This is a genomic window from Croceibacter atlanticus HTCC2559 (assembly GCF_000196315.1).
In the GTDB taxonomy this organism is placed as follows: domain Bacteria; phylum Bacteroidota; class Bacteroidia; order Flavobacteriales; family Flavobacteriaceae; genus Croceibacter; species Croceibacter atlanticus.
The window spans coordinates 2,200,418-2,223,082 of the sequence record NC_014230.1 but is presented as its reverse complement, the minus strand read 5'-3'; the positions used below and the strand labels follow the sequence as shown (position 1 = coordinate 2,223,082).

Sequence of the window (22,665 nt, the reverse complement as noted above, 5' to 3'; positions counted from 1 at the left end):
TTAGTTTACCAATCTATAGGAAAATAATCTTTTAAGAATTTACCGCTCCAATGCTTTCCTGTGTTAATTCCATCAATTAAAGGATCCATTACACGTGCAGCACCATCTACAATATCAAGTGGTGGTTGAAAATCATGAACTTCTTGTTTCTTTTTAGAAAGTTCTGCAGGATCTTCATCTGTAACCCAACCAGTATCTACAGCATTCATATAAATACCAGATTTAGCTAATGTTGCAGCAGATGTATGTGTAAGCATATTAAGTGCAGCTTTAGCCATATTTGTATGAGGATGACGATCTTCTTTTTTAAAGCGATGAAACTTTCCTTCCATTGCTGAAACGTTGATTATATGCTTTTTACCTGTATCTTCTTTAAGCATTAGTTTAGATAATCTATTGCATAAAACAAAAGGAGCTACTGCATTTACAAGTTGTACTTCTACCATTTCAGTAGTTTCAATTTCACCTAATTTTAGGCGCCAACTATTAGTCTTACGTAAGTCTACTTGTTGTAAATCTGCATCTAATTCACCTTCAGGAAATACTTCAGAAGCTTTTAAAGAATTATCAAAACTATAAGGGATTTGAGATAGTTCTGCAGAGTTCCTTAATCCTATACCAGGTTCTGGACCGTGCCAAGTTACCGGCAAGACATTGTTTTTACTAGTTTTACTTGTAGAAATACTTAAGTCTGAAAGTTCCTTTAAACATTCAGAATGATCTTTTAAAAGTGGTTGCGCTAATTCTGGCAGCTCATTTATAGAACGTTTTTCATTTAACATTAAATGTGAGTAGAACCCAGAAGGACGTCTAACTGTTTGAGCAGCATTATTTATAAGAATGTCTAGACGCTCATATTTCTGTTCTATATAGTTACAGAAAATTTCGACACTAGGGATATGGCGTAAGTCTAAACCGTGTATATGTAAGCGGTCTTTCCATACATTATAATCTGATTCTTTTGAAAATCGGATAGCTGAGTTTGCCGGAAAACGTGTAGTAGCCACTACTCTAGCACCACTTCTTAATAGCATTAACGTAATGTGATATCCTATTTTTAAACGAGAACCTGTAATTACGGCAACTTGGTTAGTTAGGTCTGCTGTTTGAAAACGCTTCGCATAATTTAAATCGCCACAATCTGTACACATTGTATCATAAAAATGATGCAATTTGGTGTACACTTTTTTACAAACGTAACAGTTTCTTGGAGACTCTAGCTCTAGTTGTTCATCTGGAGCAGCAGTAAGAAGTTTCGGTGCTTCAAAAACCGAAGCTTCTCTGGCAGATCTTATGCCTGTTGCTTTTCTAGCATGTTTATCTCGCGTAATCATTTTACGCTTAGCCGCTTTTTTAGCGTCTTTTCGACGGCGATCAAACTCGTCGCGGTTTGGTCTAGTTAAGGCACCAGCTGCTTTAAATAAAGCTATGCGTTGCTCTTCTGGTAAATCAAACAACCTATTGGTGTCTTCTAAAAGAGATTGCAACGTTGCAATACAAGCATTTATATCTTCATTATTTGTAGCCTTGCTCATAGCAGCGAGTGTCTTTATAAATTAGGCGTCTTGTAAATTACGCTTAGATTGTCTGTGTACAAACTTTGGATAAATGTTTCGTTTTGCAAAACGGTTTAAGTTTCCAGCATTTACCAACTTGATATAAACTGGCTTTGTTACACCAAAATACTCATACGTAGTGCCGTCTGTAAAGGTTACTTCTAACAGCATACCTTTATGGTGGTAGTCTGCAATACTCTCTGTAGTTATAGTTTTAGTATAAGCCTCAAGATTTGCAGCCTTTGTTTCTGGTGCCATGCTTACTAAGAAGTGGTATCCATCAATAATTTTTCGGCTTTGTATTTCGGCTTCAGCTTTTTTTGCATCGTCACTCTGAAATTTATCAGGGTGCCATTCTTTTACTAAGTTGCGGTAGCTTTTCTTTAAAGTCTTTAACTCTATTTCCTTTTCTACACCAAACAACTTCTTATATTCTGAAATGCGTTTCATAGTTTATCTTTTTTGAAGGCGCGAAAGTACGCTTATTTTTAGTCTGCATGCTTATGTATTAAGCATTTAATTTTAGATGCTTAACTTTTGAAAATCAGACAGAAAAAGCGATTTGATGAAGAGCATTGAAAAACCTGCAATCCAGACTAATAAACTTATACAAATACTTGAATAAAGTTCTTGTTACTCTAAAACTGTAATTCTTACTTTCTTCTTTTTTAAGCGAGTATCTGTAGTTTTATTTGCTATTTGTTGCGCTTTTTTAGCAGGTACAGCAACAAACGCACAGTCTTGCTTAAGTTCTATTATACCAACTTCATGTTTATCAAGTTGTCCTTGTTTAAACAATAGTCCCGCAATATCTCCTTTTGAAATTTTATCTTTTCGACCACCAGATATAAACAGTGTTGCCCAAGTTGAAGCTAATTTAGGAACATTAACTTCTGGTGTGATAATTTGCTTTGCGGTTATAAATTCTGGCAAATATTCTTCTTTCCATTGCAATACATATGCTGTACCTTCAGAGTCCATACGTGCGGTACGGCCATTTCTATGAGTAAACTCTTCTGCTTTTAAGGGTAGCTGAAAATGTATAATGTAACTTAACTCAGGTATATCTAAACCGCGTGCAGCCAAATCTGTGGCAACGATAATTTGATGAGTTCCATTTCTAAATTTAATTAGAGCACGTTCTCTATCTATTTGATCCATACCTCCAAAGAAACAGCCGTGAGGTATGCCTTCATCTAATAAAAAGTCACTTACAAAGCGTATAGTGTCTTTGAAATTACAAAATATGATACCAGGCTTATTACCAATATGATGTAAGAGTTGAGCTAAGGTTTCAAGTTTATTCTTATTAGGAGATATAACCTTTTTAATTTCTAATTTAGAGCGTTTTGTATCTAAATAGTCTATAGTTAATTCTTTTGTGACACCAACAAAAACAGGTATCTCATCTAATCGGGTTGCAGATGTTAAGATGCGTTTTTCAATAGTTGGTAACGCTTCAATAATTTCTTTCATCTCTGTTTCAAACCCAACTTCCAGAGACTTATCAAACTCGTCTAAAACTAAAGTCTTTAATTCAGCAGTCTCAAAAGTTCCTCGTCTTAAATGGTCTGCTACTCTACCAGGCGTTCCAATTAAAATAGCTGGTGCGTGAGAGAGTTCAATTTTATCTTTCGAAAATGGCCTTCCACCATATACCGCATTAGCTTTAAAGCCAGAGCCCATTTCTCTTATAACCTGCTCAATTTGTATGGCTAGTTCTCTAGATGGAACTAAAATTAGAGCTTGTACTTGTTCTATATCTCTATTTAAGTCGTTAATTAATGGTAATAAAAAAGCTACGGTCTTTCCTGTCCCTGTTGGAGATAGTAATACTGTATTTGCTGTAGATGTGATCGCTAACAGTGCTTCCTCCTGCATAGGATTAAGCGTTTTAATATTAAGCTTATCTAGAATTTCCTTTTGGGTTTTTATATCTGTAGCCATTTTTCTCAAAGTTTAAGTGCATCTTGTGTACAGCAAAGATAGATAGAGTTTAAGAGCTACAATACGATTTGAGGTTTAGTTATACTCTTTGTTTATGATAGTGGTTAATTGGTTACAAGTTTATAACCAACACCGTGTACGTTTATTAGCTGTATAGAAGCATCTGAAGCAAGTTTCTTTCGTAATTTAGAAATATAAGTGTCTAAACTACGCCCAACTACTACTCCATTATCTTCCCACACTTTTTTGGTGAGTTCTTCTCTCTTTATAACTTCATTTGGCTTAGCTACAAATAATGCCAGTAGTTCGCATTCTTTATTAGATAGTTGGATTTCCTCTGCTTCTTTAACCAAAATTAATTGATCTGGATAAAATTTAAAATGACCTATATAGTTTGTGTTTTGTTCTTCTTGCTGCTCTCTTTTATAGCTTGCATATTTACTATAAAACACAAGCACAAGAAATGCCAACACCAATGTAACTAATATGTAGAATATTATAGTTTTAGTTGAAGATGTTTTTACTGGTATTTCTGTTAGCATTACTAGTATGGTGTAACAATCATTTGGTAAAACACGACCACTACAAGGCACTATATCTTCATCTTTAAAAGCTGTTGTAACATAACTATATGCAACTTCATTCGAGGTACAATCTACCACTTCAACTAAATAATTATGGATGTTTAGTTTAGACTTGAAGACATTATCTATTGTAGCGTTTAATACTTCAGGATCTATTTGAAATGAGCGTTCAAAAGATAACTTATACGTTGTAGCGTTTGTTTGCTCAATAGGCTTTACTAAAGAAGTACTGTCGTTTTCTAACAATAATAGTTGATGCCCAACACTTCTTAAAGCAACTTTAATATGTTCTGAGGACACTTCAGGTTTTTCCTTAGTGGAACAACTCAAAGTAAGCAATAGAAACAACGTTGCTGTAAATAAAATAAAATATTGATATCTAAACTTCATAATATAGTGCAAATAACACGCAATTTGCTGAATTTTTACAGCTGTTGACACTTCTTTTACATTCTTTTGACACTTTTAAATATCCCTAAAAGTAGCTTTACTCTAAAATATAAAAATTATGAATAAACTACTTATTTGCCTTGGCGTGATGATGCTATCTGTTTGCATCTCAAATTCTCAAAAGATGTATGATTTAGATACAGATGAAAGTCTACTAAATTGGAAATCTGACTATGTCTTTAAAATTGCTGGTCATCATGGCTTTGTTAAGTTTAACGACGGAAAACTTATTACCATAAACGGAAACATTACTGGTGGTCATTTCACTATAGATATGACAACAATTGAAAATGTTGATGGTGGCTATAATGAAGGTTTGGTATCACATTTAAAGAATGAGGACTTTTTTGATATTTATAAATATCCCACAGCTTATATAGAATTTACAAATGTGGTATATAATAAAAGCATTAATGAACATTTAATTGATGCGATGTTGACTATTAAGGATGTTTCTAAACCTGTAAAATTTACAGCTAAAGCAGATGGTACCGACAACACGATGACCGCAAGATTTAAAATAGATAGATCTCGATGGCAAATTAATTACAATCACGATTTAAAAGATAGTACGATTTCTGAAGCTGTAGAGTTTAATGTGTACCTAAAGTTTAAATAATGTAAATTTTGGCGTTGGTACAAGACGTAACAACGCCAATCAAAATATTAATACATTGTATTTAAGTTTTTAGAGACCTTAGAAATTTGTTGTATAACATCCCAATGTTCACAGATTTTCCCGTTATCATCAAATTTAAAGAAATCCATAGTTACATATTCATCTTGATCTGGCCAAGTTTGATGTGTATGTAGGGCAACCAAATCACCTTCTGCAATACATCTTACAAACTCTATACTTTTATTAGGGTATTCGGCGTGCATACGTTCAAAATAATTAATAAAACCCAAAGTTCCATCTTCAACATGTGGATTGTGTTGTATATACTCCTTTCCAACAAAATTTTCAATTGCTTTTTTAGGGTTTCCATTGTAGGCCATTTCATAAAAAGCAATGGCTCTGTTTTTATTTTGTTCTAATGACATTCGTTTAATTTTTATCCAAGATAATCAATTTCTTCAGCACTTATTCTTGTCTTATTTAACCTAGGTTAATCAAAAGAATTAAGGTTAGTTAAAAATAAATGTAGTGCTAAAATTTGAAATAAATTTGCACTAACAATCAATATAAACTCACTAAAAACACAAAATAGTAAATAGGTTTTATGTTGAATATTTTAAACGTGATAAACATTTTATAATGGAGTTATTAGATAAATTAAATTGGAGATACGCTACAAAAGCAATGAACGGAAAGACTGTAGATCAAGACAAAATCGACAGGATTTTAGAAGCAGCACGTTTAGCTCCAACATCTAGTGGTTTACAACCATTCGAGATAATTGTGATTACCAACAATGATATAAAAGGACAAATAAAACCTGTAGCTTGGGATCAATCTGTTATTACAGACAGTTCTCACCTTCTTGTTTTTGCTGCTTGGGATACCTACACTGCAGAACGTATAAACCAAGTTTTTGATATGACAAACTCTGTAAGAGGTTACGAAAATGAAGGTTTTGAGAATTACAGACAAATGTTACTTAATACATATCCTCAAAAGGATGCCGAAGAAAATTTTATTCACGCCTCTAAACAAGCATACATTGCATTTGGACTTGCTGTTGCAGCTGCTGCCTACGAAGGAGTAGATGCTACGCCAATGGAAGGTTTTGATCCAGATGCTGTAGATAAAATTTTAGGCCTACGAGAAAAAGGTTTACGTAGTGCTGTATTATTACCATTAGGATATAGAGATGAAGATAATGATTGGTTGGCAAACCAAGTTAAGGTTAGAAAACCTAAAGAACAATTAGTAACAGTACTAGATTAATATATAATGACCAATTTTTTAAAAATCACCACACTAATAGCATTAGTGATTACAGCTACAAGTTGTAAAAATGAATCTAAACAAAACGCTTCTGATACACTTGCAGAAGCATCACAACAAAACGAAAAAACTATGAATATTTTATTTGTATTAACATCTCACGATCAACTAGGAGATACTGGAGAAAAAACTGGGTTTTGGATTGAAGAATTTGCAAATCCATATTACACGTTAAAAGATAAAGGAGCAAACATAACTATTGCAACTCCAAAAGGTGGCGCAGCACCAATAGACCCTAAAAGTGATGATGAAAGCGCAAGTACAGAAGATACTAAACGCTTTAATAACGACGAGGAGACTCAAAAATTAATAGCTAACACAAAAGTACTATCTACTGTAAATGCAGAAGATTTTGACGCTGTATTTTATCCTGGTGGTCATGGACCTTTATGGGATTTAGCGACAGATGAAACTTCTATTAAGTTAATAGAAACGTTTAATTCTCAAAATAAGCCAATAGCTTTTGTATGTCACGCACCAGCAGCTTTAAAAAATGTGAAGTCTCAAGACGGTACACCTTTAGTTAAAGGTAAAAAAGTAACTGGTTTTACAAATACAGAAGAAGAAGCTGTACAGCTTACAGATGTTGTTCCTTTTTTAGTTGAAGACATGCTTAAAGAAAACGGAGGTGAGTATTCTAAAACAGAAGATTGGGGTGCCTATGCATTGCAAGACGGTAACCTTATTACAGGTCAAAACCCAGCATCATCTGAGTTAGTTGCAGAAAAATTGTTAGAATCCCTTAAGTAAGCTCACTTACATTCTAATAAAATGCGCTTAAGGCTTTGTCCTTAAGCGCATTATAATTTTACCATATTTTCGGTTTTAAATTCATTTAAAAATTACTTTAAAAGCATATGATTTCTATGAGTTATCATGTACTTTTGAAGCCTTAATTATCAAGAATCTCAAAGAGAGATAGCAACCTGCAATAACGAGCAAGGTGCTAAAATAGATAAGCCAAATTCAATTGGAAAAAATGTTAATTCATACCCATTTGCGCTTCCTAACATCTTTTGTGATTCTGTAATAAAACATATTATGACAGAAATACCTTTAGTATCCCCAAAATCAAGTTTTAAAGCTTTACTCCCACTTTTTGTATTTGTATTTACCTTTTTAGGCGTAGGTATTTATCAGGGAGATTTTTATGCACTTCCTTCTCCCATCGCAGTAATTGTTGGTATCATAACCGCATTTATACTTTTTAAAGACACAATAAATGCTAAAATAAATACTTTACTTAAAGGCTGCGGAGATGACAAAATCCTAACAATGTGCCTCATCTATTTGCTTGCGGGAGCTTTTGCAACAGTTACCAAAGCAACAGGAAGTGTAGATGCTATAGTAAGCTTAGGCTTAGATGTTATTCCTATTCAATATATTTATTTTGGAGTATTTATTATTGCAGCATTCTTATCTGTTTCAACCGGTACATCTGTTGGTGCAATTGTAGCTCTAGCCCCAATTGTAGTTGGTATTGCAAATCAAGGTGGTGTATCCTTACCAATACTTTGTGGTGGCTTACTTGGTGGAGCAATGTTTGGCGACAACCTTTCTGTAATATCTGATACTACAATTGCTGCCACACAATCTTTAGGATGTAAAATGAGTGACAAGTTTAAACAGAATATTAAAATTGCATTACCTGCTGCAATTGCAACCATTATTATACTTATTATACAAGGATTCGGATTTCAGCCAACAGAGGTAATTGAAGCCTCACAACAGTATTCAATTTTAAAAATATTACCATACCTGTTAGTAATAGCATTAAGTATTATTGGAATAAATGTATTTGTAGTATTGCTATTAGGTGTTATTGCTGCAGGAGTTTTAGGTTTGGTCTATGCAGATTTCACCATTATTGAGTTTACAACATTAGCATATACAGGTTTTACCAGTATGACAGAAATTTTCTTACTCTCTCTACTTACTGGAGGTTTAGCAGCATTAGTTGAAAAGCATGGCGGTATACAGTTTATTTTGGATAAGATTAAGTCTTTAATAAATAATAAAGCAACTGCTCAGCTTGGCATTGGTGCACTAGTAAGCAGTATAAATTTGGCTATAGCAAATAATACTGTCTCTATAATTATAGCAGGACCAATAGCCAAAACTATTAATGATGATTATAGCTTAGATAACAAAAAAACAGCATCTATTCTTGACATTTTTGCGTGTATTACTCAAGGTTTACTTCCTTATGGGGCTCAAGTACTAATGATTTTAAGTCTTACAGAAGGCGCTATAGATTATCTAGACCTAATATCTAACACCTGGTACTTATTACTGTTATTAGTGTGGACACTTTTGTTTATGACATTTAAACCTTTAACTAACTCTAAAAAACGAAATCGCATTTAAGCTGGTACTGCATTAAGATCTTTCATTAATTCTGCAAATAAAGTTACAGACTTTAAGCGGTCTTCGTAATCGTAAATATGTGATACTACCATTAGCTCATCTGCTTGTGTGTCTTCTAAAAATTGTTTTGTTTTTTCAGACACCATTGCTTTGTCTCCAGCAAAAGCATAAGCCATCATTCGCTGTAATGCAGGGTTTTCTACTACAGCTTTTAAATCTGGCGTCATAGCTGTTGGTGGTTGCATATAATCTAATCTACCAGTTAAAACTCCTATAAGCATACGTATCATAGATGTAGAAATGCGCTCTGCTTCTTCATTTGAGTCTGCAACTATTGCATTAATGCAAGCAATAGTTTTTGGTTCTTTAAGAAATTTAGAGGGTTTAAATTCTCGTCTATATATCTCAAATGCTTCAAACAAATGTGTAGGAGCAAAATGACTTGCAAAAACATATGGTAACCCAAGTTTGGCTGCTAAGTGGGCACTATCTGTACTTGAACCCAATATGTAGGTTGGCAAGTTAATACCTTCAGCAATGGGCACTCTCACTTTAGCATTTACATTTTCTTTAGAAAAGTACTTTTGTATTTGCTCTAATTCTTGAGGAAATTGATACACAGCTTGCATTCTATCTGGTCTTATGGCTTGTGCTGTGGTCTGGTCTGTTCCTGGAGCGCGTCCTAATCCTAAATCTATTCTATCTGGATACAAGTGTGCAAGCGTACTAAATTGTTCAGCAATAATTAAAGAAGAGTGATTTGGTAACATAATTCCTCCAGAACCAACTCGTATACTTTTGGTGCCACCAGCAATATGACTCATTAAAACAGAAGTTGCAGAACTGGCAATACTCACCATATTATGATGTTCTGCCAACCAGAATCTTTTATAGCCTAAATCTTCTGCAGCTTGCGCTAATTTTAAGCTATTCTTAAAAGTATCTGAAACCGAAACTCCTTTACCAACTGTTGCTAATTCTAATATTGAATATGGTATAGTTTCCTGTGATTTATCTTTAGACATTTACGAACTTTTTTACTTAGTATACATTCTTACACATCGTATGTAATATTTAAATAGTCGTAATTAGAACAAGAAGTATACAAATTCACTAAAATGATTTAATATATCCTATATTTCAGTAATAAGTATTCAACTATAGGTAATTAGAGTACAATTTGACCTTCTGTTTTCCTCTAACTTTGCAATGTATACGTAACAATTGTATATAAACACAAAATACTTAGTTATGAAAAAGGATAAACTTAAAGGTAATAAAGCAGAACAACCTGCAAAAGAAGAAACACTATTAATACATCCTAAAAAACGACTAAACTCTAAACCTTTTTTACGTTTTGGAAACGGTAATCAATCTAGGTTTCTAATGTTTTAATTGAAAACTAATGATTAAACGAATTTTAAAAAAACTAATGATAACAATTATAGCAATTATAGGTGTATTGGTTGTATCCTACCTATTGGTTACCACCTATTACCCAAATTTTGGAGGGAATATTTCTGAAGATCGACAAGAACAATACCTAGCGTCTACTCAATTTAAAGACGGGAAATTCCATAATACGAATCCTGTACCTAAAGATTTAAGTTTTATAGAAACTATACCTCTAGTTTATAAATTCTTCACAACTAAAGTTCCTAATGGCCGACCTATGAAAAACTTGGAAGTAAAAAAAACAGACGTTAAACACATTGAAAACTATACGGGTAGCGCTCGCTTGGTTTGGTTTGGACATTCATCATTTTTATTGCAGATAAAAGGGAAAACAATTTTATTAGATCCTATGTTTAGTAACGTAGCTGCTCCACATCCTTTATTAGGAGGTAACAGGTTTAACAAGGAGATGCCAATAAATGTAAAACAGCTTAAAACAATAGATGCTGTTATATTTTCTCACGATCATTATGATCATCTTGATTATGAAACAGTAAAAAGTATACACGAAAAAACTAAGCATTTCTTTGTGCCACTTGGTCTTGGAGGACACTTACAATATTGGGGCGTTCCTGAAACTAAAATAACAGAACTAGATTGGTGGGAAGATGTGTCTTATGAAAATTTAAAATTGGTATGTACACCAGCTCAACATTTCTCAGGTAGAAAGCTTAATAATTCACAAAGCACGTTATGGAGTTCTTGGGTTATTACATCATCATCAGAAAATATATATTTTAGTGGAGATAGTGGTTATGCTTCTCATTTTAAAAGTATAGGTGAAAAATATGGTCCTTTTGATATCGCTTTACTAGAATGTGGCCAATACAATGAACAATGGTCCGATATACATATGATGCCAGAAGAAACCGCTCAAGCTGGTTTGGATGTTAATGCCAAGAAAATTATGCCAATACATTGGGCTGGTTTTAAGTTAGCATTACACGATTGGAAAGACCCGATTACTAGGGTTACAAAAAAAGCTGATGCTTTAGGTATTGAGGTAATAACCCCGCAAATTGGTGAACATATCATTATAAACGATTCAACTAATACTTTTAATAAATGGTGGCAATCACTTTAAATATAGTTTATTATGAAAGATATTTTAAGAATAAATAGTATAGCTGAAGTTCATAAATTCTTTGGATTAGAAAAACCTAAACACCCTTTAATCTCTGTGCTTCGAGTTACTAATGAACTACAGAAAAAAGACTTAGAAAAGTTTAAATATGCTTTAGGTCTTTATCAAATTAGCTTAAAAGAAAGTTGTGCCTATACCATTTCCAACTACGGTAGAAATCAATATGATTTTGAAGAAGGCTCTATGATATTTATGGCGCCACATCAAGTTGTTGAAGTGGAGAAACAAAATATTCCCACAAACAGCGGAAGCTGGTCAATCGTTTTTCATCCAGACTTAATTAGAAAATCTGAACTCGGTAAAAAAATAGATAAGTATTCATTTTTTGATTACGCATCTCACGAGGCGCTTCATTTATCAAATGATGAGCGTAATACACTATCTGCTATTGCTACAACAATTGAGCAGGAATTTACGCAGCAAATAGATATGCATAGCCAAACTTTAATTATTTCAAATTTAGAGCTGTTGCTAAACTATTGCATACGATTTTATGATCGCCAATTTTATACAAGGACAAATCTTAACCAAGACTTGGTGAGTAAATTTGAAACCTTACTAAAAGATTATTATGCTTTAAATAAACAAGAGGAATTAGGTATTCCTACTGTACAGTATTGTGGTGCTGCATTAAATATGTCTCCAAAATACTTAAGTGATTTGCTAAAGAAGGAAACTGGCTCAAGCACGCAAGACCACATACACAAGTTTATTATTGAAAAAGCTAAATATAATCTTCTAAATTCAACAGTGAGTGCAAGCGAAATAGCCTATAATTTGGGGTTTGAGTATCCTCAATATTTCAGTAAAATATTTAAAAAGAAAACTGCGCTTAGTCCCAATGCGTTTAGACAAAGTTATAATTAATACCGTTGTTAATAGTATTTAAAGCATGATTTGAAATCTAATAATTTTGAGTTTTTATTATGAAAACTCAAATAGCTGATTTGTACCTTTAGTAAAAACTATAACTATGAAAAACTCAAAAGGATTATTGGCTTTATTAGGCTTGGCAGCAGGCGCATTCGGATTTTGGAAATATAAAAACATGACTCCAGAAGAAAAAGCTAAACTTAAAGAACGTGCTAATAACGCAGGAAAGAAAATAAAAGAAACTTATGACGATGTTGAAGGGCAACTATCTGAGAAAATTGATAAATTAAAAGATTCTGTTAGCAATTAAATAATTGTTTCAACAAAAAAGAAAACGGCTTTGTGATACATACTCATACTCACAAAGCCGTTTTTTAGTTTATAATATTTACCAATTATTCTAAAGTTAATACTAGGTCTTCTGAGTTTACCATAATATTTTCTTTAAGAATAATTTCTTTCACAGTAGCATCTACATTTGCAGTAATTGTAGTTTCCATTTTCATTGCTTCAATAATAAATAAAGGTTGATTCTTTTTTACAGCATCTCCTTTTTTAACAAGAATGGTAGACAGCATTCCTTGTAACGGCGCACCTATTTCTTTATCATCTGCTTTATCAGCTTTTTTATACTCAACCTTATCTACCTTAACAGAAGTGTCTTTTATTTTTACAATACGACCTTGGCCGTTAACCCTAAAATAAACATCTACAATACCATCTTCGTTAGGTTCTCCAACAGAGTCTAAGGTAATTAGTAGTGTTTTACCTCTATCTAATTCAATAATTATCTCCTCACCTATCTCCATGCCGTAGAAAAAGTTTTTAGTAGGCAGGTTTATCAGGTTGTCATATTTTAAATGATTGTTATAGGCATCTAAAAATACTTTTGGGTAAAGTTTGTAAGATAAGAAGTCTGTAATATCCAGTGTTCTACTCATATCATTTTCGAACATGTCTTTAAACTCCTTATACTCTTTATCTATATCTAATTCTGGTAATTGAGAATTTGGTCGCTCTGTATAAGCTTTTGTGTCTTTCAAAATAAGTTTTTGCAAGTCTTTTGGGAATCCACCAACTGGTTGCCCTAAGTCACCTTTAAAGAAACTAACTACAGATTGCGGGAAAGATATACTATCTCCACGCTCCAATACATCTTTTATTGTAAGGTTATTACTTACAAGATACTGTGCCATATCTCCAACAACCTTAGAGCTTGGTGTTACCTTAACAATATCGCCAAAAAGTGAATTTACATCTGCGTACATTGCCGTTATTTCGTGGAAACGATCTTCTAAACCTAATGCTTGCGCCTGTGGTTTTAAATTAGAATATTGTCCTCCAGGAATTTCGTGAGTATACACATCTCCAGAGCCTGCTTTAAGACCAGACTCAAATGGATAATAATAATCTCTCACTGTTTCCCAATAGTGAGAATATTCACTTAAAGACTTGGTATTTATTGTTGAAGAGCGCTCTTGATACTTAAGCATTTCTACAACTGAATTGAAGTTTGGTTGAGACGTAAGACCAGATAAGCCTCCTAAAGCTACATCAACTACATCTACACCAGCTTCAACAGCCTTTAAATAAGTAGCTGCCTGTATGGAAGATGTATCATGAGTATGTAGGTGAATAGGAATATTTACGGTATCCTTTAATGCCGATATTAACTCATACGCTGCATAGGGTTTTAATAATCCAGCCATATCTTTAATGGCAAGAATATGTGCACCTGCATTTTCTATATCTTTTGCTAAACTTGTATAATAGTTAAGGTTATACTTTTTATTTTCAGGGTTTAGGATATCGCCAGTATAACATATTGACGCTTCTGCAAGACCTTTAGTGCGAGTTCTTACGTGTTCAATACAAGGTGCTATTGATTGCATCCAGTTTAAAGAATCAAAAATTCTAAACACATCTACTCCAGTATTCCAAGATTGTTCTACAAATTCTGCAATAAGGTTGTCTGGATATGCAGTATAACCAACACCATTTGAACCTCTAATAAGCATTTGTAATAATACATTAGGCATTGCCTCTCTAAGCAATTTTAAGCGTTGCCAAGGGTTTTCTTGTAAAAAACGCATACAAACATCAAAGGTTGCGCCACCCCAAACTTCCATACTAAAAATGTCTGGATGATTTTTAGCATATCCTTCTGCAACTTTTAGCATATCGTAAGTACGCATACGTGTAGCAAGTAAACTTTGGTGTGCATCACGCATTGTGGTGTCTGTAAAATGTACTTTCTTTTCTGCTTTTAACCACTTAGAAAATTCATCTGGACCTAATTTTGTAAGTAAATCTTTTGTGCCTTCTGGATAGCTGGCAGACTTATCATACTTTGGTACTTCGGGTTTTATAAATACTTTAGATGGATCTTTTTTCTTTACATCTGGATTTCCGTTAACAATTACATCTCCTAAATAGGTTACTAATTTTGTTGCTCTGTTTCTAGGTGCTTTAAACGTAAATAAGTCTGGATGAGATTTAATAAAGTTTACAGTTACCTCACCTTTTCTAAATGTGTCATGAGCTAGTATGTTATCTAAGAATGGCATATTGGTTTTTACGCCACGTATTCTAAACTCGGCTAAAGCTCTTCTAATTTTTCGTGAAGCACCATCTAATGTTCTACTATTAGCAGTAACTTTTACCAACATAGAGTCGAAAAAAGGTGATATTGTAGCACCTTGATACACACTACCAGCATCTAGACGAATACCAAATCCTGAGGCACTTCTGTAAGTAGAGATTGTACCATAATCTGGTTTGAAATCATTTTGAGGATCTTCTGTGGTAATACGGCATTGTAAAGCATAACCATTAACCTTTACAGCTTCTTGATTAGGAATCTTAATTTGTTGATCGCTTAACTTATAATTTCCAGCTATAAACAACTGTGTTTTTACCAAGTCTATATTAGTAACAACTTCTGTAACTGTATGTTCTACTTGTATACGCGGATTTACTTCAATAAAATAAATAGAGCCATCATCATCTACCAAAAATTCTACAGTACCTATATTATTATAGTTTACCGCTTTACAAATCTTTACTGCATACTTATATAAATCTTCTTTTATAGATGTATCTAAATCATACGAAGGTGCAAACTCTATTACCTTTTGATAACGACGTTGTACAGAACAATCTCGTTCAAACAAATGCACCATATTACCATGATTATCTGCTACAATCTGGATTTCAATATGCTTAGGGTTTTCTACAAATTTTTCAAGAAAAACGGTATCGTCTCCAAATGCATTTAAGGCTTCGCGTTTACTTTCGTTAAATGCACGCCTTAACTCATCTTCTTCTCTTATAACACGCATACCTCTACCACCACCACCAGAAGCAGCCTTAAGCATTACTGGATAGCCAATGGCTTCTGCCTCGCTAATAGCAATATCAATAGAGTCTAAGTCTTTTGAGTTACTTTGTATAATTGGGACATTATTCTCTAACGCCACTTGCTTGGCAGTAATCTTATCTCCTAAAGATTTTAAAACTGACACTTTAGGTCCAATAAATATGATTCCGTTGTCTTTACACTTTTGAGCAAATTCTGCATTTTCAGAAAGAAACCCATATCCAGGATGAATAGCATCTACATTATTTTCTAATGCTACTCTAATTAATTCATCCTTATTTAAATAGGGTTTTAAAGGATCGTTGTCCTCTCCTATTTGGTAAGACTCATCTGCTTTATATCGATGTAATGAATAGCGATCTTCAAAAGTATAAACGCCAACTGTTTTTACGTTTATCTCTGTACACGCTCTAAAAATACGAATAGCTATTTCTCCTCTATTGGCAACTAATACTTTATTAATATTCATTGGGTTATCTAAATTTTAGTGGTAAAAATTATATAAGAATCTAAGTTAATAATTATTGTACTCGTAATTTCTTCTGAATTGTTATAATAACGCTAACAAGTTACAAAATAAACCCAAAATACAATGCACGCATAATAAATGTGTGTGCTAGTATTTTATTGACAAATGTTAATTAAAATAAAAATAAGATTAACAATCAATTAACTTCGTTAAGTTCGGTTTATTCCGAACCAATCGTAATTTTGTAAAAAATATATAACTATATGAATGACATTTGTCATAAGAAAAGAGATTTAGTAGAAAAACTAGGTGTGTTTATTGAGCAAAAAGACAGTCTTGCTCCAGTTGCAGCTAGAATACTCTCCTACATCATATTAACTGGGAAAGTAGGAACTACATTTGAAGATCTTGTTACTCAATTATGTGCTAGTAAAAGCACAATTTCTACACATTTAAATCACTTAAGTGATTTAAAACGAATAGAATATTTCACTAAAGCTGGAGATCGAAAAAAATACTACATCATTAATCGTGACAGTATTTTGCAGCATATAGACGAAATGATAACTACTTGGAATGTTCAGAAAAATCTTCATTCAGAAATTAAAGACTACAAGGAATCTGTAAACAACCTACCAGAAACCGAAGAAAAAGATATGTTCGACCTAACCTTTCATATTAATTATTTAGAATTTTTAGCAGAAGCAACTTCCTCTATCTCTAACTTAAAAGAAAAACTTAAAAACAACCCTAAACTATAACCTACACTAATGAAGAAGAGAATCATATATTTAAGCCTGTTGTTAGGTGTCACCACAGTAACGCTTATAAGTTGTGGAGACAGTAATGCTAACTCAGAAACACAAGCCCAACCTAAAGCCACTCCTATGGCTGTAAGTACTATTCCTAATAAAACTGTAACGTCTTATTTAACTTACCCAACAACTATTGAGGGAAAAGTAAATAGTGAAGTTAGAGCTAAAGTATCTGGCTATATACAACGAGTGTTGGTAGATGAAGGTGAACAAGTAAAAAAAGGACAAGCTCTATTTAAACTTGAAACACAATCTTTAAGTCAAGATGCTGCTGCTGCAAAAGCTAATGTAAATGCTGCTCAGGTTGAAGTAGATAAATTAGTGCCTTTAGTGGAAAAAGGTATTATAAGTAATGTACAATTAGAAACTGCAAAAGCTAAACTTGAACAAGCTAAAAGCGGTTACAATAGTATTGCTGCTAATATTGGTTATGCAACTGTGAAAAGCCCTGTTAATGGTTTTGTTGGTTCTATAACTTATAGAGAAGGTTCTTTAGTTAGTGCTACAAGTACTAAACCATTAACTACTGTTTCAGACATTCAAGACGTTTATGCTAATTTTTCTATGAATGAACGCGACTATCTTAATTTTTTACAGAAAACTGAAGGAAAGAACTTAAATGAAAAACTTAAGAATTTCCCTAATGTAAAATTAGTACTTGCCAATGGTCAGGAATATGCTCATAGCGGTGTTATTGAAACTGTTACAGGACAGATAGATCCTAATACGGGAACAGTAAGCTTTAGAGCTGTATTTAAAAACCCTAATCAATTAATTACTAATGGAAACAGTGGTACTATAAAAGTACCTACGGAGTATACAGATGCAGTAGTTGTCCCGCAAACAGCAACATTTGAACAACAAGGACAAACTTTTGTATACAAGGTTAATAGTGAAAATTTAGCCATTGCTACACTAGTAAGTGTAAAAGACACTTCTAACAACTTGTTTATTATAGATTCTGGTATTTCTGCCGGAGACAAGATTGTTGTAAAAGGTATTGGAAAGCTTAGGAATAAAACACCTATTGCTCCTCAAGAGGTACCTTTTGATAGTATTGCGAAGCCTATTCAAACATTATTTCAATAACTGTAGCTCCTAGAACTTATGTTAAAAACATTTATAGAGAGACCTGTATTATCTACAGTAGTCTCCATAGTCATTGTTATATTAGGAATCTTAGGTCTTTCTACGCTTCCTATTGAACAATATCCAGATATTGCACCACCAACTATACAAGTAACTGCCACCTATCCTGGCGCGAGTGCAGAAACCATATTAGAAAGTGTAATAATTCCTATTGAGGAACAAATTAATGGTGTGGAAGGTATGACCTACATAACATCAGACGCTACTAATAATGGAACCGCTAATATTACTGTTTTCTTTGATCAAGATGTAGATCCAGATATCGCTGCTGTTAACGTACAAAACCGTGTTGCAAGAGCAAACCCATTATTGCCGCAAGAGGTTATACAAACAGGAGTGCAAACACAAAAGCAACAAACTAGTGCTTTAATGTTTATGTCTGTACTTTCTAAAAATGAAGATTACAATGACACTTATATACAGAATTACCTAAGAATTAATGTAATACCATCTTTACAACGTGTTAACGGTGTTGGAGATGTTAATGTATTTTCGAGACAAGATTACGCCATGCGTATTTGGTTAAAACCAGAGAAACTTGCTGCTTATGGTCTTATACCGGCAGATGTTTCTGCAGCTTTGAGTGAACAAAACTTAGAGGCATCTGCAGGATCCTTAGGACAAAATAATGGAGAAGCTTTTACATATGCTATCACTTATAGTGGTCGATTTAAGACGGCAGAGCAATATGAGAATATTGTTATTAAAGCATTAGATAATGGCGAATACTTAAGGCTTAATGATATTGCAAAAGTAGAATTAGATGCCCAAGGTTACGACTCAAGCTCCACTACCAATGGTTATCCTAGTATTAATTTGGCCATTTATCAAACTGCAGGATCTAATGCACAAGAGATTATTGAAGATATTAAATCTGAATTAACTCGACTTGAGAAAGATTTTCCAGAAGGAGTTGAAGCATTTATAAATTACGATACCAATAACTTCCTTTCTGCATCTATTGAAAAAGTGGTGCATACTTTATTAGAAGCATTTTTATTAGTGTTTATAGTTGTATTTATATTCTTACAGGATTTTAGGTCAACTCTTATTCCTGCTATAGCCGTACCAGTTTCGATAATAGGAACATTTTTCTTCCTAAACCTTTTTGGTTACTCTATTAACCTGTTAACGCTGTTTGCAATGGTACTCGCCATAGGTATTGTGGTAGATGACGCCATTGTGGTTGTCGAGGCTGTACATGCCAAGTTAGATGAAGGTGCAAAAAGTGGAAAAAAGGCAACTTTAACCGCTATGAATGAAATATCTGGTGCTATTATATCTATTACATTAGTAATGGCAGCAGTGTTTATTCCAGTAACGTTTGTACAAGGTCCTACAGGTGTATTTTACGAACAGTTTGGTGTAACTTTAATTGTAGCCATCTTAATTTCGGCAATTAATGCATTAACGTTAAGTCCTGCATTATGTGCCTTATTTTTAAAACCACATAATGAAGATGCTCAAGAGAAAAAAGGGTTTTTACAACGTTTTTATAGGGCTTTTAACCGTGGTTTTAATGCTACAATACAACGCTATGGGCGTTCTCTAAGTTTTCTGTACAGACAAAAATGGATTACAGTTGCTATTCTAGTTTTAGCTGGAGTTGGTATATGGTGGTCTGCCACTACTACACCAACTGGTTTCGTGCCTACAGAAGATAGAGGTTTAATATTTATTAATGTTGAATTACCTGCAGGCTCATCTATAGATAGAACAAATGAGATAAACCAAGAAATTTACAATCAAGCAAAAGAGTTGGAAGGTGTAGATGGAATCTCGCTTATAAATGGTCGTAGTTTAATTAGTGGATCTGGTAGTAATTACGGATTAGGCTTTATTAAACTAAAAGATTGGTCAGAGCGTGAGGATGAAAGCCTATCTACAGAAGCTATAACTAAGCGTTTATTTGGTATTGCTGCGGGTATTCCAGAAGCAAAGATTATATTTTTTGCGCCTCCTAGTATTCCAGGATTTGGATTATCATCTGGGTTTGAGGTAAACTTGCTAGACCGTACTGGTGGAGACTTTAAAGACTTAGATGCTGCAACACAAGAGTTTATTGGCAATTTAATGTCGCATCCAGAAATACAATATGGCCAATCTTCTTTCAATACAAAGTATCCACAATATGAGATGGATATTAATGTACCGTTAGCTAAAAAGTTTGGAGTTCCTGTAAGTAGTATTTTCTCTACTATGCAAGGATATATTGGTGGTGTATATGCATCAGACTTTGCAAGGTTTGGTAAGCAGTATCGTGTATATATGCAAGCGTTACCCGAAGATCGTACAGATAAAAATTCTTTAAATGAGATTTATATTAAAACTGGCAGTGGTGAAATGACTCCTATTACTCAGTTTGTAACACTTAATAGGGTTTATGGACCACAAACTGTAACACGTTTCAACTTATATAATTCAACTAAAGTAAGTGGTGCTGCTAATCCTGGTTTTAGTACTGGAGATGCATTGGCAATTGTACAAGAAGAAGCTGCAAAATTATCAAGTGAATATGACATCGCATTTTCAGGACTTTCTAGAGAAGAAGTTAGTGCTGGAAATCAAACTGTGATTATTTTCATGCTATGTATTCTATTTGTTTACTTTTTATTGGCAGCACAATATGAAAGCTACCTACTACCCTTTTCTGTAATATTATCATTACCCTTAGGTGTATTTGGAGCCTTTTTTACTACCAAGGTATTAGGATTAGAAAACAACATCTATTTTCAAATAGCATTAATCATGCTAATAGGGCTATTAGCTAAGAATGCCATACTAATTGTAGAGTTTGCCTTGCAACGCCGTAAGCAAGGTGAGCCAATTGTAGATGCTGCAATAGATGGTGCTAAAGCAAGATTAAGACCAATTTTAATGACATCTTTTGCCTTTATTTTAGGACTTATGCCACTTGTGCTTGCTAAAGGTGTAGGTGCAGAAGGAAACAGATCTATAGGTTCTGGTGCAGTTGGAGGTCTTCTTATAGGTACCATTCTTGGTGTATTTGTAATCCCTATTCTATTCATCTTTTTCCAATGGCTACAAGAAAAAATTTCTGGCAGCCCTCAACTACAAGAATCTAAAAAATTAGAAGAAACAATTTAGACATGAGAAAAGGAATCATATATAACATAGTTGCTATAGTAAGTGTTTCTGCACTACTAACCTCTTGTTTTGTTGCCAAAGATTATACAAGACCAGAACTTAGCACTACAGAAAATTTATTTAGAACAGACCAATTACCACAGGATAGTATATCTGCAGCAACGGTTTCATATAAAGATTTATTTAAGGATCAATATTTAGTGAACTATATAGAAGAAGGTCTTTCTAATAATATAGACATACGTATTGCTTTGCAGCAAATAGTTGCTGCAGAAGCTTATGTAAAACAAGGAAAGGCAGGCTACTTGCCAACATTAGGTGCTAATGCAACCCTAACACATCAAGAACTTTCAAAAAATTCTCAATTTGGGTCTTTTCTTTCAAATACTTCTACAGATCAATTTGAGATTAATGCAAGTTTGTCTTGGGAAGCAGATATTTGGGGAAAAATCAGAAGTAATTCAAGAGCAACACAAGCTAATTACTTACAAACTGTTGCTGCTCACCAAGCAGTTAAAACAGAGTTAGTCGCGCGTATTGCTACAGCTTATTATCAACTTCTTGCATTAGATGCGCAGTTAGAAGTTACTAAGGCTTCAATTGAAACAAGGGACAATAGTGTTGTAACCATAAAAGCATTAAAAGACGCTGGACAGGTTACACAAGTTGCTGTTGACCAAAATGTTGCTCTTCTCAATAATGCTAAAGCGTTGGTTGTAGATTTAGAGATTGCTATATTTAGAACAGAAAATACACTAAGCATATTACTGGGAAAGGGACCTCAAAATTTTGAACGTGGAACTATTAATGATTTAGAGTTTACCACAGATTTGGCAATTGGTGTTCCTACTACTCTTTTAAGAAATAGACCAGATGTAATGGCTGCTGAATATGCATTGATAGAATCTTTTGAACTAACAAATGTGGCTAAAAGCATGTACTATCCTTCATTAACACTTACAGCTACTGCTGGTTTTCAAAGTTTAGACTTGGCAGATCTTATAGACACTAATTCTTTATTTGCTAACATAATAGGTGGTCTTACACAGCCTATTTTTAATAAACGTGCCATAAGAACTCAAAATGAAGTTGCTGTTGCGCAACAAGAACAAGCTTTATTAAATTTTAAACAATCGTTATTAATTGCAGGTCAAGAAGTTTCTAATGCACTATATGGATATAATGCTGAAACTGAAAAATATGAATTCAGATTAATTGAAATTGAAGCTTTGCGTAATGCCGAAACAAATTCAGAAGAACTGTTAAACAATGGTTTTGCAACATACTTAGATTTATTAACAGCCAGACAGAGTGCATTAAGTGCAGAACTTAATGTGGTAGACAGTAAGCTACAACAACAACTATATATAATAGATTTATATGAAGCCTTAGGCGGTGGATGGCAATAAGATAAAAGA

The 22,665-nt window shown here is 33.6% G+C and carries 19 protein-coding genes and 1 riboswitch; of the genes, 12 read left to right on the top strand and 7 right to left on the bottom strand.

The genetic code is table 11. The features are described 5' to 3' along the window. Positions 1-5: 5 nt before the first annotated feature. The 4 genes from CA2559_RS10050 to CA2559_RS10035 all read right to left on the bottom strand — a co-directional run bounded on the left by CA2559_RS10050 (position 6) and on the right by CA2559_RS10035 (position 4,477). Positions 6-1,535, bottom strand: a complete 1,530-nt coding sequence (locus CA2559_RS10050; protein ID WP_013187775.1) for an SDR family NAD(P)-dependent oxidoreductase — start codon at positions 1,533-1,535, stop codon at positions 6-8. A 21-nt stretch (positions 1,536-1,556) separates the two neighbouring features. Then, the gene (locus CA2559_RS10045; RefSeq protein ID WP_013187774.1) at positions 1,557-2,006 is read right to left on the bottom strand and encodes a KTSC domain-containing protein; all 450 of its coding nucleotides are present in this window, start codon (positions 2,004-2,006) and stop codon (positions 1,557-1,559) included. Positions 2,007-2,189: 183 nt separating this feature from the next. Next, positions 2,190-3,503, bottom strand: a complete 1,314-nt coding sequence (locus CA2559_RS10040) for a DEAD/DEAH box helicase (RefSeq protein ID WP_013187773.1) — start codon at positions 3,501-3,503, stop codon at positions 2,190-2,192. Between the two features lie 104 nt (positions 3,504-3,607). Then, a complete protein-coding gene (locus CA2559_RS10035; RefSeq protein ID WP_013187772.1) occupies positions 3,608-4,477 on the bottom strand; it encodes a winged helix-turn-helix domain-containing protein in 870 nt (289 codons plus the stop codon). 118 nt (positions 4,478-4,595) lie between these two features. On the opposite strand from CA2559_RS10035, the gene CA2559_RS10030 reads away from it, so the two are divergent. Beyond that, entirely contained in the window at positions 4,596-5,156 is a 561-nt protein-coding gene (locus CA2559_RS10030) for a YceI family protein (RefSeq protein ID WP_083798874.1), read from the top strand. 47 nt (positions 5,157-5,203) lie between these two features. Here CA2559_RS10030 and CA2559_RS10025 read toward each other — a convergent pair whose 3' ends face one another. Then, positions 5,204-5,581 carry a nuclear transport factor 2 family protein gene (locus CA2559_RS10025; RefSeq protein ID WP_013187770.1) on the bottom strand — a complete coding sequence of 126 codons (378 nt, stop codon included), beginning with the start codon at positions 5,579-5,581 and terminating at the stop codon, positions 5,204-5,206. Positions 5,582-5,795: 214 nt separating this feature from the next. Here CA2559_RS10025 and CA2559_RS10020 point away from each other — a divergent pair, with 214 nt between their 5' ends. The 3 genes from CA2559_RS10020 (at position 5,796) to CA2559_RS10010 (ending at position 8,855) form a co-directional block, all read left to right on the top strand. Continuing rightward, positions 5,796-6,428, top strand: a complete 633-nt coding sequence (locus tag CA2559_RS10020; protein ID WP_013187769.1) for a nitroreductase family protein — start codon at positions 5,796-5,798, stop codon at positions 6,426-6,428. A 6-nt stretch (positions 6,429-6,434) separates the two neighbouring features. Continuing rightward, positions 6,435-7,238, top strand: coding sequence for a type 1 glutamine amidotransferase domain-containing protein (locus CA2559_RS10015; protein WP_013187768.1), 804 nt, complete (start codon positions 6,435-6,437; stop codon positions 7,236-7,238). A gap of 141 nt (positions 7,239-7,379) precedes the next feature. Beyond that, positions 7,380-7,478: riboswitch (SAM-I-IV-variant riboswitch) on the top strand. A 51-nt stretch (positions 7,479-7,529) separates the two neighbouring features. After that, positions 7,530-8,855: a Na+/H+ antiporter NhaC family protein gene (locus tag CA2559_RS10010; RefSeq protein ID WP_013187766.1), complete on the top strand. Its 1,326-nt coding sequence runs from the start codon at positions 7,530-7,532 to the stop codon at positions 8,853-8,855. Here the strand turns inward: CA2559_RS10010 and CA2559_RS10005 are convergent. Then, complete coding sequence (locus tag CA2559_RS10005) at positions 8,852-9,880, bottom strand: LLM class flavin-dependent oxidoreductase (protein ID WP_013187765.1); 1,029 nt, start codon at positions 9,878-9,880, stop codon at positions 8,852-8,854. The two genes, CA2559_RS10010 and CA2559_RS10005, sit on opposite strands and share 4 nt — an antisense overlap. A 226-nt stretch (positions 9,881-10,106) precedes the next feature. Between CA2559_RS10005 and CA2559_RS13830 the strand changes: the two genes are divergently transcribed. The 4 genes from CA2559_RS13830 to CA2559_RS09990 all read left to right on the top strand — a co-directional run bounded on the left by CA2559_RS13830 (position 10,107) and on the right by CA2559_RS09990 (position 12,637). Continuing rightward, entirely contained in the window at positions 10,107-10,250 is a 144-nt protein-coding gene (locus CA2559_RS13830; RefSeq protein ID WP_013187764.1) for a hypothetical protein, read from the top strand. Positions 10,251-10,287: 37 nt separating this feature from the next. Continuing rightward, positions 10,288-11,394, top strand: a complete 1,107-nt coding sequence (locus CA2559_RS10000; protein WP_148232801.1) for an MBL fold metallo-hydrolase — start codon at positions 10,288-10,290, stop codon at positions 11,392-11,394. A gap of 12 nt (positions 11,395-11,406) precedes the next feature. After that, positions 11,407-12,321 carry a helix-turn-helix domain-containing protein gene (locus CA2559_RS09995; RefSeq protein WP_013187762.1) on the top strand — a complete coding sequence of 305 codons (915 nt, stop codon included), beginning with the start codon at positions 11,407-11,409 and terminating at the stop codon, positions 12,319-12,321. Between the two features lie 106 nt (positions 12,322-12,427). After that, positions 12,428-12,637 carry a hypothetical protein gene (locus CA2559_RS09990; RefSeq protein WP_013187761.1) on the top strand — a complete coding sequence of 70 codons (210 nt, stop codon included), beginning with the start codon at positions 12,428-12,430 and terminating at the stop codon, positions 12,635-12,637. An 85-nt stretch (positions 12,638-12,722) separates the two neighbouring features. On the opposite strand, the gene CA2559_RS09985 is transcribed toward CA2559_RS09990, so the two are convergent. Then, positions 12,723-16,175, bottom strand: a complete 3,453-nt coding sequence (locus tag CA2559_RS09985) for a pyruvate carboxylase (RefSeq protein WP_013187760.1) — start codon at positions 16,173-16,175, stop codon at positions 12,723-12,725. A gap of 263 nt (positions 16,176-16,438) precedes the next feature. Here CA2559_RS09985 and CA2559_RS09980 point away from each other — a divergent pair, with 263 nt between their 5' ends. Genes CA2559_RS09980 through CA2559_RS09965 form a run of 4 tightly spaced genes read left to right on the top strand, consistent with a single transcriptional unit; the run spans position 16,439 to position 22,656 of the window. After that, positions 16,439-16,936, top strand: coding sequence for a GbsR/MarR family transcriptional regulator (locus CA2559_RS09980; RefSeq protein ID WP_013187759.1), 498 nt, complete (start codon positions 16,439-16,441; stop codon positions 16,934-16,936). A 9-nt stretch (positions 16,937-16,945) separates the two neighbouring features. Then, a complete protein-coding gene (locus CA2559_RS09975; RefSeq protein ID WP_041240987.1) occupies positions 16,946-18,079 on the top strand; it encodes an efflux RND transporter periplasmic adaptor subunit in 1,134 nt (377 codons plus the stop codon). A gap of 18 nt (positions 18,080-18,097) precedes the next feature. Further along, positions 18,098-21,247, top strand: a complete 3,150-nt coding sequence (locus CA2559_RS09970; protein WP_013187756.1) for an efflux RND transporter permease subunit — start codon at positions 18,098-18,100, stop codon at positions 21,245-21,247. A 2-nt stretch (positions 21,248-21,249) separates the two neighbouring features. Next, positions 21,250-22,656 (top strand): TolC family protein, encoded by a 1,407-nt coding sequence (locus CA2559_RS09965; protein WP_013187755.1) that lies wholly within the window; start codon positions 21,250-21,252, stop codon positions 22,654-22,656. The last annotated feature ends 9 nt before the right edge of the window (positions 22,657-22,665 follow it).

Bases quoted from the DNA above. Each gene is read 5' to 3' on its own strand.
- CA2559_RS10050 (WP_013187775.1), bottom strand. From the start codon at position 1,535: ATGAGCAAGGCTACAAATAATGAAGATATAAATGCTTGTATTGCAACG.
- CA2559_RS10045 (WP_013187774.1), bottom strand. From the start codon at position 2,006: ATGAAACGCATTTCAGAATATAAGAAGTTGTTTGGTGTAGAAAAGGAA.
- CA2559_RS10040 (WP_013187773.1), bottom strand. From the start codon at position 3,503: ATGGCTACAGATATAAAAACCCAAAAGGAAATTCTAGATAAGCTTAAT.
- CA2559_RS10035 (WP_013187772.1), bottom strand. From the start codon at position 4,477: ATGAAGTTTAGATATCAATATTTTATTTTATTTACAGCAACGTTGTTT.
- CA2559_RS10030 (WP_083798874.1), top strand. From the start codon at position 4,596: ATGAATAAACTACTTATTTGCCTTGGCGTGATGATGCTATCTGTTTGC.
- CA2559_RS10025 (WP_013187770.1), bottom strand. From the start codon at position 5,581: ATGTCATTAGAACAAAATAAAAACAGAGCCATTGCTTTTTATGAAATG.
- CA2559_RS10020 (WP_013187769.1), top strand. From the start codon at position 5,796: ATGGAGTTATTAGATAAATTAAATTGGAGATACGCTACAAAAGCAATG.
- CA2559_RS10015 (WP_013187768.1), top strand. From the start codon at position 6,435: ATGACCAATTTTTTAAAAATCACCACACTAATAGCATTAGTGATTACA.
- CA2559_RS10010 (WP_013187766.1), top strand. From the start codon at position 7,530: ATGACAGAAATACCTTTAGTATCCCCAAAATCAAGTTTTAAAGCTTTA.
- CA2559_RS10005 (WP_013187765.1), bottom strand. From the start codon at position 9,880: ATGTCTAAAGATAAATCACAGGAAACTATACCATATTCAATATTAGAA.
- CA2559_RS13830 (WP_013187764.1), top strand. From the start codon at position 10,107: ATGAAAAAGGATAAACTTAAAGGTAATAAAGCAGAACAACCTGCAAAA.
- CA2559_RS10000 (WP_148232801.1), top strand. From the start codon at position 10,288: ATGATAACAATTATAGCAATTATAGGTGTATTGGTTGTATCCTACCTA.
- CA2559_RS09995 (WP_013187762.1), top strand. From the start codon at position 11,407: ATGAAAGATATTTTAAGAATAAATAGTATAGCTGAAGTTCATAAATTC.
- CA2559_RS09990 (WP_013187761.1), top strand. From the start codon at position 12,428: ATGAAAAACTCAAAAGGATTATTGGCTTTATTAGGCTTGGCAGCAGGC.
- CA2559_RS09985 (WP_013187760.1), bottom strand. From the start codon at position 16,175: ATGAATATTAATAAAGTATTAGTTGCCAATAGAGGAGAAATAGCTATT.
- CA2559_RS09980 (WP_013187759.1), top strand. From the start codon at position 16,439: ATGAATGACATTTGTCATAAGAAAAGAGATTTAGTAGAAAAACTAGGT.
- CA2559_RS09975 (WP_041240987.1), top strand. From the start codon at position 16,946: ATGAAGAAGAGAATCATATATTTAAGCCTGTTGTTAGGTGTCACCACA.
- CA2559_RS09970 (WP_013187756.1), top strand. From the start codon at position 18,098: ATGTTAAAAACATTTATAGAGAGACCTGTATTATCTACAGTAGTCTCC.
- CA2559_RS09965 (WP_013187755.1), top strand. From the start codon at position 21,250: ATGAGAAAAGGAATCATATATAACATAGTTGCTATAGTAAGTGTTTCT.